The organism is Mycobacterium gordonae (genome assembly GCF_002101675.1).
Lineage (GTDB): Bacteria > Actinomycetota > Actinomycetes > Mycobacteriales > Mycobacteriaceae > Mycobacterium > Mycobacterium gordonae.
Genome location: NZ_LQOY01000081.1, coordinates 163,836 through 182,314 on the forward strand (window position 1 = coordinate 163,836; position 18,479 = coordinate 182,314).

Annotated in this window: 16 protein-coding genes; 11 read left to right on the forward strand and 5 right to left on the reverse strand. The window is 65.6% G+C overall.

From position 1 onward, the window contains the following. Positions 1-46 precede the first annotated feature (46 nt). Complete coding sequence (locus tag AWC08_RS13760) at positions 47-337, reverse strand: hypothetical protein (RefSeq protein WP_065134356.1); 291 nt, start codon at positions 335-337, stop codon at positions 47-49. Between the two features lie 78 nt (positions 338-415). On the opposite strand from AWC08_RS13760, the gene AWC08_RS13765 reads away from it, so the two are divergent. Further along, complete coding sequence (locus AWC08_RS13765; RefSeq protein WP_065134357.1) at positions 416-1,111, forward strand: response regulator transcription factor; 696 nt, start codon at positions 416-418, stop codon at positions 1,109-1,111. Then, positions 1,108-2,598 (forward strand): HAMP domain-containing sensor histidine kinase, encoded by a 1,491-nt coding sequence (locus tag AWC08_RS13770; RefSeq protein WP_065134358.1) that lies wholly within the window; start codon positions 1,108-1,110, stop codon positions 2,596-2,598. The genes AWC08_RS13765 and AWC08_RS13770 overlap by 4 nt, the downstream gene beginning before the upstream one ends. Before the next feature lie 35 nt (positions 2,599-2,633). Here AWC08_RS13770 and AWC08_RS13775 read toward each other — a convergent pair whose 3' ends face one another. Then, on the reverse strand, positions 2,634-3,482 hold the full coding sequence (locus tag AWC08_RS13775; RefSeq protein ID WP_065134359.1) for a S1 family peptidase: 849 nt from the start codon (positions 3,480-3,482) through the stop codon (positions 2,634-2,636). Between the two features lie 31 nt (positions 3,483-3,513). Then, the gene (locus AWC08_RS13780; RefSeq protein WP_085087878.1) at positions 3,514-4,284 is read right to left on the reverse strand and encodes a TVP38/TMEM64 family protein; all 771 of its coding nucleotides are present in this window, start codon (positions 4,282-4,284) and stop codon (positions 3,514-3,516) included. 192 nt (positions 4,285-4,476) lie between these two features. Between AWC08_RS13780 and mutA the strand changes: the two genes are divergently transcribed. The 4 genes from mutA to lipL all read left to right on the forward strand — a co-directional run bounded on the left by mutA (position 4,477) and on the right by lipL (position 11,050). Continuing rightward, positions 4,477-6,336 carry a methylmalonyl-CoA mutase small subunit gene (gene mutA, locus AWC08_RS13785; RefSeq protein ID WP_069434433.1) on the forward strand — a complete coding sequence of 620 codons (1,860 nt, stop codon included), beginning with the start codon at positions 4,477-4,479 and terminating at the stop codon, positions 6,334-6,336. 2 nt (positions 6,337-6,338) lie between these two features. After that, positions 6,339-8,591: a methylmalonyl-CoA mutase gene (gene scpA, locus AWC08_RS13790; RefSeq protein WP_069434432.1), complete on the forward strand. Its 2,253-nt coding sequence runs from the start codon at positions 6,339-6,341 to the stop codon at positions 8,589-8,591. A 134-nt stretch (positions 8,592-8,725) separates the two neighbouring features. Then, entirely contained in the window at positions 8,726-9,700 is a 975-nt protein-coding gene (meaB, locus tag AWC08_RS13795; protein WP_069434431.1) for a methylmalonyl Co-A mutase-associated GTPase MeaB, read from the forward strand. A 63-nt stretch (positions 9,701-9,763) separates the two neighbouring features. After that, a complete protein-coding gene (lipL, locus tag AWC08_RS13800) occupies positions 9,764-11,050 on the forward strand; it encodes an esterase/beta-lactamase LipL (protein ID WP_069434430.1) in 1,287 nt (428 codons plus the stop codon). Positions 11,051-11,058: 8 nt separating this feature from the next. On the opposite strand, the gene AWC08_RS13805 is transcribed toward lipL, so the two are convergent. Then, positions 11,059-11,271 (reverse strand): dodecin, encoded by a 213-nt coding sequence (locus AWC08_RS13805; protein ID WP_069434429.1) that lies wholly within the window; start codon positions 11,269-11,271, stop codon positions 11,059-11,061. A gap of 27 nt (positions 11,272-11,298) precedes the next feature. Then, positions 11,299-12,315: a CDP-glucose 4,6-dehydratase gene (gene rfbG, locus AWC08_RS13810; protein WP_069434428.1), complete on the reverse strand. Its 1,017-nt coding sequence runs from the start codon at positions 12,313-12,315 to the stop codon at positions 11,299-11,301. A gap of 251 nt (positions 12,316-12,566) precedes the next feature. On the opposite strand from rfbG, the gene AWC08_RS13815 reads away from it, so the two are divergent. The 5 genes from AWC08_RS13815 to AWC08_RS13835 all read left to right on the forward strand — a co-directional run bounded on the left by AWC08_RS13815 (position 12,567) and on the right by AWC08_RS13835 (position 18,475). Beyond that, on the forward strand, positions 12,567-13,826 hold the full coding sequence (locus AWC08_RS13815; protein ID WP_069434427.1) for a nucleotide sugar dehydrogenase: 1,260 nt from the start codon (positions 12,567-12,569) through the stop codon (positions 13,824-13,826). Then, entirely contained in the window at positions 13,823-14,842 is a 1,020-nt protein-coding gene (locus AWC08_RS13820) for an NAD-dependent epimerase/dehydratase family protein (RefSeq protein ID WP_069434426.1), read from the forward strand. The genes AWC08_RS13815 and AWC08_RS13820 overlap by 4 nt, the downstream gene beginning before the upstream one ends. A 29-nt stretch (positions 14,843-14,871) precedes the next feature. Further along, a complete protein-coding gene (locus tag AWC08_RS13825; protein WP_069434425.1) occupies positions 14,872-16,353 on the forward strand; it encodes a glycosyltransferase in 1,482 nt (493 codons plus the stop codon). Between the two features lie 258 nt (positions 16,354-16,611). Next, positions 16,612-17,586 (forward strand): glycosyltransferase, encoded by a 975-nt coding sequence (locus AWC08_RS13830; RefSeq protein ID WP_232007996.1) that lies wholly within the window; start codon positions 16,612-16,614, stop codon positions 17,584-17,586. Positions 17,587-17,641: 55 nt separating this feature from the next. Continuing rightward, entirely contained in the window at positions 17,642-18,475 is an 834-nt protein-coding gene (locus AWC08_RS13835; RefSeq protein WP_069434423.1) for an NAD-dependent epimerase/dehydratase family protein, read from the forward strand. Positions 18,476-18,479: the final 4 nt, after the last annotated feature.

The window sequence follows — 18,479 nt, forward strand, 5'->3', positions numbered from 1 at the left end:
TGGTAACTGCGACGGTAGAAGCCGAACTTGAAGTGGATCTGAAGAATCAGGGCGGCCCCGGCGGCCCCGGCGGCAACGGCGGCGACGGCCGCTCGGGCAACAGGCCGGGCGACGCCGATGTGGGCGCGACGCTGGACGGGGCCGGAGGCGGCACCGGCGTCGACGAGAACTGGGGGTAGGGCGGCGGGGGCAGCTCGACGCGGACGGTGAAGACCAGGCCGGTCACCGCGAACGCGGCCGCCGCGCCGAGGGCCACGCCGGCCAGCCCGGCGCCGACCAGCGCGCCGGTGGAATACCGACGAGAAGGTGCTGGGATGTTCGTGCCCTCGGAGTTCATAGGGGGATTGTGCGCCGTCACCGTGAAATACCGCCGCAAATTCGCGGGCACGTCACGATCGCGACTAAGAATGAGGGCATGACGGCGGATCAGTTCAGTGTCGGCACGCCGCGCGTCCTGATCGTCGAGGACTCCGAAACCATCCGCGAAATGGTCAGCGAGGCGTTGACCGATGCCGGGTATCACGCCGACACCCGTTGCGACGGAACGGAATTGGAAGAAACACTGGCGGGTCTGCGGCCTGACCTGGTAGTGCTCGACGTGATGCTGCCGGGCCGGGACGGATTCGAGCTCATCGACGTCGTCCGCGAGTACGGTGACGTGGGGATCGTGTTGATCACCGCCCGCGACGGGCTGCCGGACCGGTTACGTGGCCTCGACGGCGGCGCAGACGACTACGTCGTCAAACCCTTCGAGCTCGCCGAGCTGGTGTCGCGGGTGGGCGCCGTGCTGCGGCGACGAGGGCGGGTAGCCGCGGTGGTGCGGTTCGGCGACGTGATCCTGGACGCCGAGGCCGGCGTGGCGGCCCGCGACGGACACCCGCTGGACCTCACCGCCACCGAACTGCGCCTGCTGACGTTCCTGATCGAACAGCGGGGCCGGATCGTCAGTGCCAACCAGATTCTCAATGCGGTGTGGGGTTATGACGCCTACGACGCCAACCTGGTGCAGGTGCACGTCAGTAGTCTGCGGCGCAAACTCGAGACTCACGGGCCCCGCATTGTGCAGACCGTGCGCGGCATCGGCTACCGCCTGCAACCGCAGCGATCATGACCGCCGACCCCACCACCGCCACCCCGTCACTGCAGCGTCGGGTGGTGCTGCTGGTGGTGGCTCTGCTGGCCGTCCTGCTGGCGGTGCTCGGGGTGACGATCGACGTCAGCCTCGGCCTGCAGGCCCGTCGCAGCCTGCACGATCGGCTGCTGGCCGCCACCTCGCGCGCCGACGCCCTGGTCGCCGCCAACACTTCGCCCGATCTGCTGGCTGCCCAGTTGAATGGCGGCACCGTGCGGGCTCTGGTGGTCATGGCAGACGGTGCCACCTACGGCGACCCCGGCATCAGCCCTGACATCAAAGCCGGTTCAGTGGTGCCGCCGCCCGGGCCGCCGCCTCCGTTCGGTCCCCCGCCGGGGCCGATGCCCATTCCGCCGTCGGGATCGCTATCGGGACCGCCACCGATGCCGATGCCACCGCCCGGGCCGCCGCCTGACGGCACGGCCACGGTGGTGGTGCACCCGTTGCCCGATGGCGCCCGGCTGATTCTGGTCGCCGATACCACGCAGACCACCCAGGTGACCCGACAGCTGCGGCAACTGATGATCGGTGCCGGATTGGTGACACTCGTGGTGGCGGCGCTGTTGCTCATTGTCGTCAGCAAGGCGGCCCTGCGGCCCTTGGACCGGTTGACCACCCTAGCCCAGGACATCGCCACCGGCGACCGCGGCCGGCGGTTGCGCCCGTCTCGTACCGACACCGAGTTAGGCCGGGCGGCAAGTGCTTTCGACGGAATGCTGGACGTTTTGGAAGACTCCGAGCAACGCGCGCAGCAGGCCGCCGAGGCCGCCCAGCGGGCCGAAGCCGCGACCCGCCAATTCCTGGTCGACGCCGCGCACGAGTTGCGTACCCCGATCGCGGGCATGCAGGCCGCCGCTGAACAGCTCGCCGCCCACGAGGCCGACTCGCAAGCCAGTCCGCAGTACCGGCGAGCCAGCCTGCTGCAGTCCGATGCGCGACGGGCGGGCCGGCTGGTCGCCGACATGCTGGATCTCAGCCGCATCGACGCCGGGCTGCCGCTGGACATCCACGGCACCGACCTGGCCGCTATCGTCGACGCGGAAGCACAGCGGGCCGCGATGCTGGCTCCCCAACTGTCGATCGTGCGTACCGGATTGGAGAAGCTGTCGATCCAGGCGGACCCGACGCGCGTCGCGCAAATCCTGTCCAACCTGCTGGACAACGCCCGCCGGCACACCCCGGCCGACGGCGCCATCACCATCGAGGTGACTGCGGACCCCGGAGCGGCTCAGGTGACGGTGACCGACACCGGCCCGGGCATCCCCGACGACGAGCGTTACCGCGTCTTCGAGCGGCTGGTGCGTCTGGACGCCGGACGCGCCCGCGACCACGGTGGTGCCGGGCTGGGACTCCCGATCGCCCGGGCGCTGGCGCGTGCGCACGGCGGTGACCTGGTGTGTCTTCCGCACGACGGGGGCGCACAGTTCCGGCTGAGTCTGCCGGTGTCCACATCGGCATTGCAGTGACGGCTGGGTATCCGGCCGTCAGGGAAAGTGCCGAGTCAACCGGTCACCACGGTCAGGCCCCACTGGTCGAGCCAGGGCCGCACCAGTTCGGCGATGGAAAACGTTGCAGGAGCTGAGCATCCGGGATTGGGGTCGTTCTGACGCCCCCCGCGGATGTGGATGCCGACGGCCGCCGCGCCGTCGGGCTGGATGAGGTAGACGGGCCCGCCGGAGTCGCCGCACTGGCTGGCCGCCAAGAACACCACCTTGCTCTCGGTGACCTCGGTGACCTGCCCGCATTCGACCCGGCCGGTCTTCATGCCGAATTTGCACAGCTGCTGCCCGACCTGCACGTCGTTGGCAACCCGGGCGACCGGCATCGAGCCGGCAATGGACGCGCTGCGCGCAACGGTGTCGGAGTCCAGGCTGATGAGTCCGATGTCGTGGGCCTCGCCGCGGGTGCCCTCGCTGACGGTCTGAGTGAACGTCCCCACACTCTTGTAAGGGCCGCCGCCGGAATTCATGCTCACCCGGCTGGCCTCGCCCGGCTTGTTGCAGTGTCCTGCGGTGAGCACTCCGGTCTCGCCGCTGGTGGTGCGCACCAGAAATCCTGCGGTGCATGCCATTCCGCCAGTCCCGTCAGCGAAGGTGACAGCGACGGCGGTGCCGGGCCCGATGGTGGGTAACGAGGGCAGATCCACGAGGGGCTGCGCGACGGGCTTCCTGACTCCCGGGAGGAAGATGGCGACCACAAACGCTGCCGCGCTCAACAGTGCGACCGCCGACAATCGCCAGCTGTAGATACGCGACTGCCCGCGCGCCAGCAACGGCCATGACGCTACGACCGCCGACAGGAATGCTCCGGCCAGCAGCACGATTGTGCGCACGAACTGCGCCTGTGACATCAGAAATGACCCTACGCGGGGGACGGAGCCGTCAGAACGTGACCGCTGGTTCGTGCTCGGGTTCCGGAAGGGGCGCCGGCTCGGCCGTGTGCTTGTGGTGCTGCCGATACTGGCGGATCTCGTAACCCAGCCCGCACAACCCGAGGGCTCCGGTGCACACCGACACCAGGACCATCAGCGGGTTGGCGTCGCCGGCGAACGCGTTGCCCAGGATCACCACGGCCGCGGTGCCGGGCAACAGGCCGGCCACCGTCGACCAGGTGTAGGGCATCACCCGCACTGCCGAGGCGCCGGCGGCGTAGTTGATCGCCGAGAACGGTACGAAAGGAATGAACCGTAGCGACAGGATGGCCAGCCAACCCCGCTCGCGCAGTCGCTGATCGAGTCGCCCGATCGTGCGGCTGCGCACCAGACGGTTCAGCCGCCAACCGGTCGCGCGGATCAGCAGCGTCGCCAGGACCGCGCTGGCGGTGCTGGCCGTCACCGCGATGGCCACGCCGATCACCGGTCCGAACAGCAGGCCGGCCGCCAGGGTGAACGCGGTGCGGGGGAAGGGCGGCACGGTGACGACGATGTGCACCAGCCAGAACACCAGCGGGAACCATGGTCCCAGCGAGCGGGCCCAGTCACGCATTTCCATCGCCGTGGGCAGCGGGACCAGCAGGGCCACCGCAACCAGGACTGTGATTCCCACCACGGTTGCGATAAGTCGCGGCACCGATGCCTGACGCGCCGCCGAGATCAGAGCGATGGCGATGCCGCGCACCGTATCGGTGGTTTTGCTGATCGCGGCGGTCGTCACGGCTATCAAGCGTACGGGGCGAAAATGAATATCGAGTTTCCCGGGGCTGGCGTTTCGTCGCGGTGGTGTTCCGCTCGGCGGCACCTCGATTCCTAAAATTTGGTGCCCATCAATTAGCCTTATTAGCTAAGCGACAAGCCGGAAGTGAGCCGAAGCAAGACTGCCTATTGCTGCGGAAACAGGAGTAAATCGGTGTCCATTGACGTACCCGAACTCGCCGACCTAGAACAGGTTCGCGGGCGCTGGCGCAGTGCGGTTGCCGGTGTGTTGGCCAAGAGCGCCCGAGTCGATCCCGCCGAGCTGGGCGATCACCCGGAGCAGCGCCTAGAGACCCCGACCTACGACGGGTTCGTCATCCGGCCGCTCTACACCGCATTCGACGAATTGCCCGAGCCGCCGCTGCCCGGGCAATGGCCATTCGTGCGCGGCGGTGACCCATCGCGCGACGTCAAGTCCGGCTGGAAGGTCGTCGAGGCGTTCCCCCTGCCCGGGGTGTCGGTAGGTGAGGCCAACGGGGCGTTGCTGGCCGCGCTCGGCGAGGGGGTCAGCGGGCTGCTGCTGCGGGTCGGGGAGTCAGGTGTGGCTCCCGAGCAGCTGGCGGGGCTGCTCGACGGTGTGTACCTGAGCATGGCTCCGGTCATCGTCGACGCCGGGGCCGACTACGTCGCGGCCGCCGACGCCATGTTTGCGCTGGCTGAGCAGGTGGAGGCCGATCAGCGCGCGCTGGTGTCGGTGGATTTGGGCGCCGACCCGCTGACCGCGACGCTCAGCGAGCGCGACGCCCCGACGCTCGACGACGTCGTCGCGGTGGCGAAACGCGCCGCGGACCAGCAGGGCGTGCGGGCGATCACCGTCGACGGACCTGCTTTCCACAATCTCGGCGCCACCGCCGCCTGGGAACTCGGCGCGACGATCGCGGCGGCGGTCGCCTACTTGAGGGCGCTCACCGAAGCCGGGCTGCCGGAGCAGCAGGCGCTGCGCCAGATCAGCTTCCGGCTTGCCGCCGACGACGACCAGTTCATGACCTTGGCCAAGATGCGTGCCGTGCGTCAGTTGTGGGCGCGGGTGGCCGAGGTGGCCGGCGATCCCGACAGCGGCGCGGCCGTCGTGCACGCGGAGACGTCGTTGCCCATGATGACCCAGCGCGACCCGTGGGTGAACATGCTGCGGTGCACGCTCGCGGCCTTCGGCGCGGGTGTCGGCGGCGCCGACACCGTGCTGGTCTACGCCTTCGACGTGTCCATCCCCGGCGGCTGGCCGGGCACGGCCACCAGCTTCGCGCGCCGGATCGCCCGCAACACCCAGTTGCTGCTGCTCGAGGAGTCGCACGTGGGGCGGGTCCTCGACCCGGCCGGCGGGTCGTGGTTCGTCGAGGACGTCACCAAGCAGCTGGCCGAGCGGGCCTGGGAGCACTTCCAGTCCATCGAGTCGCACGGCGGGTTCGTCGATGCGCACGACTACCTGGCCGCCCAGATCGGCGAGCTGGCTGCCCGGCGCGCCGACGACATCGCGCACCGCCGAATCGCAATCACCGGCGTTAACGAATTCCCGAACCTCGGCGAAGCACCGCTGCCGCAAGGTGATTCACTCGGCAGAGCAGGCCATGTGCTGCGCTACGCCGCCGAATTCGAGGCGCTGCGCGACCGCTCGGACGCCTACCTCGCCGAGCACGACGCGCGCCCGCAGGTGTTGCTGCTGCCGCTGGGACCGTTGGCCGAACACAACGTCCGCACCACCTTCGCGGCAAACCTGTTGGCCTCCGGCGGCATTGAGGCGATCAACCCCGGCACCGTCGACGCCGCGGGCGTCGCGCAGGCCGCCCTGGCGGCGGGGTCGCCCAGGGCGGCGGTGATCTGTGGGACCGACAAGCGCTACCCCGACGAGGTGTCCGGTGTGGTGCAGGCCGCGCACGACGCCGGCATCGAGTGGGTGTGCCTGGCCGGCCCGGAAAAGGTGGTGGCCGGGGTCGAGCACCGGCCCGACGAATTTCTGACCGCGAAAATCAATGCAGTCGAAGCGCTTTCGAATCTGCTCACCAGGTTGGGGGCATAACCATGACAGCCACCGTCCCCTCTATCGGAAGCTTCGCCGACGTTCCGCTGCACAGTGAACGGAGCGCTCCGAAACCTACGGCCGCCGCTGTCGAAGAGCACGTCGCTGCCGCAGCCAAGGCACATTGGTACAGCCCCGATCAGCTGCAGTGGCAGACGCCGGAAGGCATCGACGTCAAACCCGTGTACATTGCCGAGGACCGGGCTGCGGCCGGCGAAGAAGGCTACCCGCTCAACACATTTCCGGGCGAGGTGCCGTTCCTGCGCGGTCCCTATCCGACGATGTACGTCAACCAGCCGTGGACCATTCGGCAATACGCCGGGTTCTCCACCGCCGCCGAGTCCAACGCCTTCTACCGCCGCAACCTGGCCGCGGGCCAGAAGGGGCTGTCGGTGGCTTTCGACCTGGCTACCCACCGCGGCTACGACTCCGACCATCCGCGGGTGCAGGGTGATGTCGGAATGGCCGGTGTGGCAATCGATTCCATCCTCGACATGCGTCAGCTGTTCGACGGCATCGACCTGTCTGCGGTATCGGTGTCGATGACGATGAACGGCGCGGTGCTGCCGATCCTGGCGCTGTACGTGGTGGCCGCCGAGGAGCAGGGGGTGCCGCCGGAGAAGCTGGCCGGCACCATCCAGAACGACATCCTCAAAGAGTTCATGGTCCGCAACACCTACATCTACCCGCCCAAGCCGTCGATGCGGATCATCTCCGACATCTTCGCTTACACCAGTGCCAAGATGCCGAAGTTCAACTCCATCTCGATCTCCGGATATCACATCCAAGAAGCCGGTGCGACAGCCGATTTGGAGCTGGCCTATACCCTGGCCGACGGTGTCGAGTACATCAAGGCGGGCCTGGACGCCGGCCTGGACATCGACAAGTTCGCACCACGACTGTCCTTCTTCTGGGGCATCGGCATGAACTTCTTCATGGAGGTCGCCAAGCTGCGGGCCGGTCGGCTGCTCTGGAGCGAGCTGGTCGCGAAGTTCGAGCCCAAGAGCGCGAAATCCCTGTCGCTGCGCACCCATTCGCAGACCTCGGGCTGGTCGTTGACCGCCCAGGATGTGTTCAACAACGTCGCCCGCACCTGCATCGAAGCGATGGCCGCGACGCAGGGGCACACCCAGTCGCTGCACACCAACGCCCTGGACGAAGCGCTGGCGCTGCCCACGGACTTCTCCGCCCGTATCGCGCGCAACACTCAGCTGGTGCTGCAGCAGGAGTCTGGCACCACCCGGCCGATCGATCCCTGGGCCGGTTCGTATTACGTGGAGTGGCTGACTCACCAGCTGGCGCAGAAGGCGCGTGCCCACATTGAAGAGGTCGCAGAGTACGGCGGCATGGCTCAGGCGATCGGCGAGGGCATCCCGAAGCTGCGCATCGAGGAAGCGGCCGCCCGCACTCAGGCGCGGATCGATTCCGGGCAGCAGCCGGTGATCGGGGTCAACAAGTACCAGGTGGTCGAGGACCAAGAGATCGAGGTGCTCAAGGTCGAGAACAGCCGGGTGCGCGCCGAGCAGTTGGCCAAACTCGAAGAGCTGCGGGCGAATCGGGACGCAGCGGCGGTCGAGGCCGCCCTGGCCGAGCTGAGTCGCGCCGCTTCGGCAAGCGGCCCCGCCGGTGACGACGGGCTGGGCAACAATCTGATGGCGCTGGCGATCAACGCGGCGCGCGCCAAGGCGACGGTGGGCGAGATCTCGGATGCGCTGGAGAAGGTCTACGGGCGTCACCAGGCTGAGATCCGCACCATCGCCGGGGTCTACCGTGACGAGGTGGGAAAGGCCCCCAATATCGCCAAAGCGACCGAACTCGTCGAGAAATTCGCCGAGGCCGACGGCCGGCGACCCCGGATCCTGATCGCCAAGATGGGCCAGGACGGCCACGACCGCGGTCAGAAGGTGATCGCGACGGCGTTCGCCGACATCGGCTTCGACGTCGACGTCGGGTCGTTGTTCTCCACCCCCGAAGAGGTCGCCCGGCAGGCCGCCGACAACGACGTGCACGTGGTCGGGGTGTCCTCGCTGGCCGCCGGCCACCTGACCTTGGTGCCGGCGTTGCGTGACGCGTTGGCCGAGGTGGGACGCCCGGACATCATGATCGTGGTCGGCGGGGTCATCCCACCCGGTGACTTCGACGAGCTGTACCAGGCGGGTGCCGCCGCAATTTATCCGCCCGGGACGGTGATCGCCGACTCCGCCATCGGCCTGCTGCACAAGCTGGCCGACCGGCTGGGATATGACCTGGATTAGTGTGCTCGCGCCTCTTATGTCCGCTCAGGGTGGCTGCGGTGAACGGCTCGCCGAGACTAAAACTACGCACACCCTCTTCGGCGTGTCTTGTGCCTGATTTTAGTGTCGACGCGACCGCGGGGCGGACCGCCTAGATGACATCAGTCGAGGAACTGGCGAACGCCATCCGCTCCGGGGACCGTGCCGCGCTGCCGCGGGCCATCACCATGCTGGAATCGACCCGCGCCGACCATCGCGAGCGGTCCCAGCAGCTGCTGCTGGCCCTGCTCCCGGATGCCGGCAACGCGCACCGGGTGGGGATTACGGGGGTCCCGGGAGTGGGTAAGTCCACCACGATCGAGGCGCTGGGGATGCACCTGATCGGGCTCGGCCACAAGGTCGCGGTGCTGGCAGTCGACCCCTCCTCGACACGGACCGGCGGCTCGATTCTGGGTGACAAGACCCGCATGGCACGCCTGGCGACGCACCCCGACGCCTACATCCGGCCGTCTCCGACATCGGGAACCCTCGGCGGAGTGGCAAAGGCTACCCGGGAAACCGTTGTGCTGTTGGAGGCGGCAGGTTTTGACGTGATCCTGATCGAAACCGTCGGCGTCGGGCAGTCCGAGGTGACGGTGGCCAACATGGTCGACACTTTCGTTCTGCTCACGCTCGCACGCGCCGGGGATCAGTTGCAGGGCATCAAGAAAGGCGTGTTGGAGCTCGCCGACATCGTGGTGGTCAACAAGGCCGACGGCGAGCACCTCAAGGACGCGCGGATCGCCGCCCGCGAACTGTCGGGCGCGATGAGGTTGATTCACCCACGCGAATCGCTCTGGCGGCCACCAGTTCTCACGATGAGCGCGGTGGAGGGCACGGGTCTGTCCGAGCTGTGGGAAACCATCGAGAAGCACCGCGAAGTGCTTACCGAAGCCGGCAAGTTCGAGGCGCGGCGGCGCGAGCAGCAGGTCGACTGGACCTGGCAGATGGTGCGCGACACGGTCTTGGACCGGGTGATGTCCAATCCCGAGGTCCGCAAGATCCGTCGGGACGTGGAACGTCAGGTCCGCGACGGCGAGCTGACGCCGGCCCTAGCGGCCCAGCAAATACTTCAGATAGCGACGCCCTAACGGAAAGGTAACTTTGTCCTTGTTTGCCCGTGGACTCTACGAAAGCAAAGTAAATTTAATCTCGTGACGGTAGACATCGGAGTCGATCGCCGCGCTGTCCCTTCTCACGATGCCCCAGACGCAGGGCATGGTGTGTTCGGCGCCGCGGACTCCCACTTTGGTTGCGTCGTTCGTGCTTTCTCCACCATGTTCCCTGGTCATCGCTTCGGCGGTGGGGCGCTGGCGGTCTATCTCGACGGGCAGCCCGTCGTCGATGTCTGGAAGGGGTGGGCTGACCGAGACGGCAAGGTGCCGTGGTCGGCGGACTCCGCGCCCATGGTGTTCTCGGCGACCAAAGGCATGGCGGCCACGGTGATTCACCGCCTGGCTGACCGCGGACTCATCGACTACGACGCCCCGGTCGCCGAGTACTGGCACGCCTTCGGCGCCAACGGCAAGGCGAACATGACGGTGCGCGAAGTGATGAAGCACACCGCCGGCCTGTCCGGTCTGCGCGGAGCCACCCAGGAAGAGTTGCTGGACCACGTCCTGATGGAGGAGCGGCTGGCCGCGGCGTCACCGGGACGGCTGCTGGGCCAACCCGCCTACCACGCGCTGACGTTCGGGTGGCTGATGTCCGGCCTGGCCCGCGCGGTCACCGGGAAGGACATGCGCGTGCTGTTCCGCGAGGAGCTGGCGGAACCTCTGGGTACCGACGGCTTCCACTTGGGCCGCCCGCCGGCCGGATCACCCACCCGGGCGGCCGAGATCATCATGCCGCAGGACATCGCGGCCAACCGGCTCCTGACCTGCGCGGTGCAGCGGATCGCCAACCAGTTCTCCGGAGGGTACCGGTCCATGTACTTCCCCGGTGTCATCAAGGCGGTTCAGGGCGACATGCCGATGCTGGACGGGGAACTGCCCGCGGCAAACGGGGTGGTGACGGCCCGAGCTCTGGCCCGGATGTACGGCGCGATCGCCAACGGGGGAGAGGTGGACGGCACCCAGTTCCTGTCGCGTCGGCTGGTCGCCGGGCTGACGGGTGAGAAAATCCGTCAGCGGGACCGCAATCTCTTCATACCCATGGCATTCCACCTGGGCTACCACAGTCTGCCGATCGGCAACGTGATGCCCGGCTTCGGTCACGTGGGCCTGGGCGGCTCGGTCGGCTGGAATGACCCGGAGACCGGGGTGGCCTTCTCCGTCGTGCACAACCGGTTGCTGACGCCGTTCGTAGCCACCGACCACGCCGCATTCCTCGCGCTCTACAAGATGATTCGGGATGCCGCCGGTAAGGCGCGTAAGCGTGGGTACCGTCCGGTGCACGGGCTGGGTGCGCCGTACACGGAGCCGGGTCAGGTCGCCGGCTGAGCCGAGGGTTACGAATCTTCTAGGCGGAAGCCGACTTTCATGGTCACCTGGTAGTGCGCGACTTCGCCGTCTACCAGGTGGCCACGAACGGACTCCACCTCGAACCAGTCAAGGTTGCGCATCGTCTGCTTGGCACGGGTCAATCCGCTTTGAATGGCTGCGTCGACCCCATCAGGTGAGGTGCCGACGATCTCGATCACGCGGTAGGTGTGGTTGCTCACCGTGGCGACGATATACGGGCCCGCGGATTAATCGAGGCTTTCGAACGCGGCGATTTGCTCTGTGGTCACGGTGAGCGGGTCGGCGCCGTCATGCACGCGGCGTTCCCAGTCGATGGTCCAGGCCACGGCGTCACGGAAGCCGAGTCGATTGCGCCAGCCGAGTGCGGTCTGTGCTTTGGTGGCGTCGAGGGCGAGCAGGTTTGCCTCGTGTGGGTGCTCGCCGGGCTGGCGGTCCCAGTGCGCGCCGCCGCCCCATAGCTCCGCGGCGAGCCCGGCCACCTGGCCGACTTCGACGAAGCTTTCCCGGCCGGGCCCGATGTTCCACTGGCCCAAGCCCGAACCGTTCAGCAGTGCGTCGGCGATGGTGAGGTAGCCGTTGAGGCAATCCAGCACGTGCTGCCAGGGCCGCACCGCTTTGGGAAACCGCAGCAGCGGCGCCTGGCCGGTCGCGTAGGCGCGTACCAGGTCTGGCATCAGACGTTCGGGGCTGACGTCGCCGCCGCCGATGACATTGCCGCCGCGGGCAATTGCGGTGGGGCAGCCCGGGAAGCTGCGAATCCAGGACTGGGTCAGCAGGTCGGCCATCGCCTTGGAAGCGCTGTAGGGGTCGTCACCGCCGAGTGGGTCGGTTTCGATGTAGCCGGCTTCTTGGTCGACGTTGCGGTAAACCTTGTCGGTCGTGATGACGACGTGCGCGCGCACCGACGGGGTGGCACCGACCGCCTCCAGCACATTCATGGTGCCCATCGCGTTGGTCTCGTAGGTGAAGCGCGGTTCGCGGTAGGACTCGCGGACCAAGGACTGGGCGGCCATGTGGATCACGATGTCCGGGGCTGCGGCCTGGATCGCTGATGCGGTGGCTGCAGCGTCGCGGATGTCGACCCGGTAGTCGTGGAGCAAGTGATCGGCGAGCTTGGCCCGTTCGAAAAGGCTGCCTTCGGGCGGGGCCAGGGCGAGTCCGGACACCTGGTGTCCGCGGCCCAGCAGTTGCAACACGAGCCACGGGCCTTTGAAACCGGTGTGCCCGGTGATGAGGTAATGCACGAGCTCTCCTGGGGGCAGTGCCGGCTTGTCATTACGGCGGTCACCGCATTAAGCGGCAGCATCGCAACCTACCGCATGCATTTCGCATCGAAACGACGCACCACGCATACCTGCGGTATGAGCGCGAAATACTGCATCAACGGCAGAGAAATTTCGTAGGCTCATTTCAGCACATTGACCTTGACTGCTGGGGACAGTCTGGTCGCGTCCACTCGAGAGCGTGATCAGGTGAATGAGGGAGGGCCGTTCGCGTGGCGAATCAGCACAGCAAGCGCATCTGCATCGTGGGCGGCGCGGGCCACGTTGGCCTCCCGTTGGCGTTGGTACTGGCGGACGAGGGCTACACGGTCGACATTCTGGATACGAACGCCCTGGCGCTGAAGACAATCATGGCCGGCAGGATGCCTTTCATCGAGAATGGCGCCGAGGAGCTGCTCAAACGCCTACTGCCGACGGGACGTCTCTCGGCGAGCACGGATTCCTGGATCGTCCGCAACGCTGACATCGTCATCTGTGTCGTCGGCACTCCGGTGGACGAGTTCCTGACTCCACAGGCCCACACCTTCTTTCGGATCATCAACGAGATCAGCCCGTACTTCCATGACGAGCAGACGCTGGTGCTGCGGAGCACCGTGTACCCGGGACTCACCCAGCGCGTGCACGACCTCTTCCAGGAACGTGGCATCGGGGTGCACGTCACGTTTTGCCCGGAGCGCATCGCGCAGGGACACTCTATCCGCGAACTGCGCGTCATTCCCCAGATCATCAGCGGCTTCGACGACGAGGGTCTTCGGGTGGTGCGGGAGCTCTTCTCCGGAATCACGAGTGAGATCATCGAAGTCGAGCCGCAGGAAGCCGAACTGGCCAAGTTGTTTTGCAACAGCTATCGCTACATTCAGTTCGCCGTTGCCAACCAGTTCTATCTGCTCAGCCGCGAGGCTGGGCTGGACTATAGTCGCGTCCACCATGCGGCAACGTACAAGAACGGTCGGGTCGACAGCCTGCCGCGAGCGGGATTGGCCGCCGGCCCATGCCTGTTGAAAGATACGATGCAGCTCGCCGCGTTCAGCAACAACAACTTCATGCTGGGCCATTCGGCCATGTTGATCAACGAGGGGCAGCCGCAATTTATCGTCAACATGCTCAAGCGCCGGGTGGACCTGCGGGACAAGACCGTTGGCATCTTGGGCATGACATTCAAGGCCGACTGCGACGACACGCGCGATTCGCTCAGCTTCAAGCTGCGGCATCTGCTGATGCTCGAAGCCAAAGAGGTGATCCGCCACGACCCGTTCCTGGACGGGCCGGACTACCTGCCGCTGGACACCATTATCCATCGGGCCGACGTCATCGTCGTCGGAGTTCCGCACTCGGAGTATCGGGGTCTGCGGGTGCCCGAGGGCACGATCGTCGAGGACGTTTGGGGTTGCCTGGACCTCAGCGAGGCTGACGACAACGCTTTGAACGCAGCCGAATTGGCGACTCTCGGGTTGGGAGCTGCAGCCCGGTGAGGGTCTTCGTTACGGGTAGTGCGGGCTTCATCAACGGTTACGTCGTAGACGAGCTCCTTCGCGCCGGTCACGAGGTGGTGGGGATCGACAACTTTTCGAAGTACGGTCCCGTCTCCAAAAGTTACGACAATCATCCGAATTATCAGTTCGTCGAAGGCGACGTCAAAGACGTCGACCTGATGTTCCGGCTGGTGGAGGGCTGCGACCAGATGGTCGCCAGTGCGGCGCGCATCGGCGGCATCACATACTTCCACGAGTATGCGTATGACCTGCTCGCCGAGAACGAGCGCATCGCAGCTGCACATTTCGATGCGGCGATCTATGCCTACCAGAAAGGCTGGCTGAAGAAGATCAACGTGATCAGCTCCTCGATGGTGTTCGAGAACGCAACGATCTTCCCGACGCCGGAGAAGCACATCACCGAATGCCCGCCGCCTACCAGCACGTACGGATTCCAGAAGTTGGCGTGTGAGTATTTCGCGCACGGCGCCTATGAGCAGTACGGTCTGCCGTACACCATCATCCGTCCCTTCAACTGCGTGGGCACGGGTGAACAGCGAGCCATCGGGGGACGTGAAATTCCCAGCGGCAACGTCAAACTCGCCATGAGTCACGTCGTACCGGACTTGATTCAGAAGGTCGCGAAGGGCCAGGATCCGCTGCACATACTCGGTGACGGCACGCAGGTGCGGCACTACACCTACGGTGGCGATCTGGCGCGTGGTATCCGTACCTGCATGGAGCATCCCGCTGCGCTCAACGGTGACTTCAATCTCTCCACCCCGGAGGCGACGACGGTGATCGAACTCGCCGAGGTGATCTGGCGCAAGATGCGCCCGGACACTCCCTTCCGTTACGAGAGTGATCCGCCGTTCGAGCATGACGTCCAACTACGCTCACCTGATGTGCAGAAAGCGTCGGAGGTGTTGGGGTTCTCCGCAACGACCACACTCGATGCCATGCTCGATGAGGTCATACCCTGGGTGCTCGACGCCGTCGAAGCGGGAACCATCTGACGCGCGGTCACGCTGACCCAGAGGACAACATGCGAATCGCGGGGGAAACCGACCTACAGCACCTGTACCGCAACCGATTCGGCCACGATCTCGAGGCGCGCTCAGAGATATGGAGCGTGCTGGTCCGCGACTTCTTTCAAGCGTGGGTCAGGCGGAGCGACACCGTCGTCGATTTGGGATGCGGTTACGGTGAGTTCCTGAATCAGGTGAAGGCCGCTCGGCGGATCGGCGTCGACCTGAACCCGGACAGTGCACGAAAGTTGGATCCCGACATCGAGTTTCACGAAGGGCGGGCCGACCGGTTGGACTTTCTGGACGGCGGCTCGGTTGACGTCGTGTTCAGCAGCAACATGCTCGAGCACCTGGATGGCAAAGCCGAGGTTGAACGCACCGTCGCCGAAGTTCGGCGGGTGTTGCGACCTGGCGGTCACTTCATCGCCCTGGGTCCCAACATCAGGTTCCTCGCCGGCGCCTACTGGGACTTCTGGGACCACTCGGTGCCGATCAGCGACCGTTCGCTGACGGAACTATTGCAGCTCAACGACTTTGAAGTAGTGGACAGCTACCAGCACTTTCTGCCGTACTCGACCTACTCGCCCCTGCCCAAGGCGCCGATCCTGGTGCAGGTGTACCTACGATCACGATGGGCCTGGCCGGTGTTCGGTAAGCAGTTCGTCATCCGCGCTCGCAAACCGGCCGAGCCAACCGACATCGAGCGGCTGATCAGCGTTGTCATCCCGGTTTATAACGAGGGTGAGAACATTCAGGTCTGCGTCAGGCGGCTTGCGGAAACACTGGCGGACACGCCGCATGAATTGCTGGTCTGCTACGACTTCGACGAGGACACGACGCTGCCGGCGCTTGCCGCGATGCCCGACCGCCCTCGATCGGTCCGGCTGGTGCGTAACTCCCTGGGAAAGGGCGTGGCCAACGCGCTGATCGCCGGCTTCGCCGCGGCCCGCGGCGATGTGATTGTCAGCAGCATGGCTGACCTTTCCGATCCGCCGTCGGTTATTCCCCTGATGGCGGCCAAGGTTCGCGACGAGGGCGCAGATGTGGTGAGCGGCTCACGCTACATGCCCGGGGGATCGCAGACGGGTGGGCCGCGGCTGAAGACGATGATGTCGCGCACGGCCGGCCTGAGCCTGCACTACGTCGGTAGGCTGCCGACCCACGATGCCACCACGAACTTCCGCGCCTACAGCCATCGATTTCTCAGCGAGGTCGCGGTGGAGAGCGAGCGTGGCTTCGAAGTGGGACTGGAGCTCACGACCAAGGCTCACCTGCTTGGATACCGGGTCGACGAGGTGCCCAGCAGCTGGGAGGACCGCACCGCCGGGGAAAGCAAGTTCGACCTCGTCGGTTGGTTGCCGGCGTATTTGCGGTGGTACGGCTTGGCCATGCGACGTCCCGCAATTCGACTGGCTGGAAGTGGAGCGGCGGGGCTGGGGGTGCTGAACGCGGCCCGACGGTACGGGCGGCTGAGGAGCGGGTTTAGGCATGACGGCTGACGCTGTGGACGTGGGTTGTCAGGAAATCCCCCTCTGCCTTCCGCCTTCCTGCGCTCGGGTTGCATTCCGTTGCGTCGCCGGCACAGCGCGAAACCTCGGTGAACGGCTGAGGTGTGCGGAAGGTAAAGAGGCCAAGCGCGCGATCAATCCAGCATCGCGAGATAGCCGCACTTGCTACGTTGTGCATCGTTACTGTTACTTCACGGATTTGTAGGTATGGGGAGGCGTCGCGTGGCTGGTAACGGTCAAACAGGCCGTGTGGATTCGGTCAGCGTGGTAATCCCCGTCTACAACGGAGCGGTGACGCTTCCTGGCGTGATCAAGGAGCTTGAACAGCTGCGTTCGATCCAGGAAACACCTCAGGGTCGCAGGTTTCGCGTCGACGAGGTGCTACTCGTCTGGGACCGGGGCATCGGTGGCAGCCACGAAGTGGTTCGGCAACTGGCGGCGCGTGACGAGTGGGTTCATCCGGTATTCCTGTCGCGCAACTTCGGCCAGCACCCCGCAACCTTGGCGGGAATGACGTCATCGGGTGGGGACTGGATCGTCACCATGGACGAGGACGGGCAGCATGATCCAGCCTATATTGGCGACCTTCTCGATACGGCCTACCGGGATCGCACTCAGCTGGTCTACGCCTCGCCGGCGAACCAACCCCCGCACGGAGTTCTTCGCAACGTCGCCTCCTGGCTCACCAAATGGCTGTTCGTCCGCGTCTTGGTGCCCACTGATGGACCAAAAGCGTTCAACAGTTACCGACTTATCCTGGGTGAGGCGGGGCGAAGCGTCGCGGCCTATGCCGGTGCAGGGGTATTCCTCGACGTCGCCCTTTCCTGGGTTGTCACCAATCCCTCGACCTGTTCGGTGCTGATGCGCCAAGAGGGGCGACCGGCGAGCGCGTACAACTTCCGCCGCCTGGTCTCCCATTTCTGGCGGCTTGTCATCTCATCGGGCACCCGCCCCTTGCGATTCGTCTCCATGATGGGAATCTTGTTCGCCCTCTTGGGTTTTGGCGTCGCCATTTACAGCGTGATCCAGAAATTGGTCGGTGATATCACCGTGCAGGGATGGACATCGGTGTTCGTGGCAACGCTTGTCGTCGGCGGAGCCGTCCTGTTCGCGCTCGGAATCATCGCCGAGTACATTGCGGCGGCCGCCACGATGGCGATGGGCAAACCCGTGTATGTGATCGTGCGCGATCCCGCTGACGTTTTCGACAGCTCGGCGGACTGACGATGCGTATCTGCATTGCGTTCCTGCGCCGAACGACTTCGAGCCGAGGCCACCAGTGACAATTACTCTGACCGGAGCGACGGGTTTCGTCGGAAGGCAGATCCTGCGCCACCTCCTCGACCGGGGCTGCGCGGTGCGGGTGCTTGTTCGCGATCCGTCTCGGGTGGAAGATGTCTCGCCGGGCGCGGCTCTCGAAATCGTGCAGACGCCTGACTTGTTTGCAGAGACCAGCGGTCGGTTACAGGAACTGCTTGTCGGCTCGGAGACCGTGATCCACGCAGCCTGGTACGCGGAACCGGGAAAGTACCTGACGTCGCCACTGAACATCGATTGTCTCACCGGCACACTCAATCTCGCCCAGGCATTCCTGGCAGTGGGGGGTAAGCGGTTCGTCGGTGTGGGCACGTGCATGGAATACGACCTCTCCGCGGGCCTTCTGACGATCGATACGCCGTTGGCGCCGGACACTCTGTACGCCGCGTGCAAGGCTTCGAGCTACCAGGTGTTGCGCACTTTCTATGCCGCGGAGGCGATTAGCTTTGCGTGGTGCCGCACCTTCTACCTGTACGGCGAGGGAGAAGATGAACGACGACTGGTGCCCTACATCCGCAGGCAATTAAAAGCCGGAGAGGAAGTTTTGCTCACCCGCGGTGATCAGGTTCGTGATTTCTCTGACGTGAAGGACGCCGCTCGGATGATCGCCGATGTCGCGCTGGGGGAGCTGGAAGGCGCGGTGAACATCTGTTCGGGCGAAGGGATCACGGTCCGACAGCTGGCCGAACGGATTGCCGACGAGTACGGTCTGCGTGAACTGTTGCGATTTGGAGCAAGACCCGACAACTTGGTTGACCCGCCGCGGGTCGTCGGCGTCGGGATGGAGACGCGATGAGTGG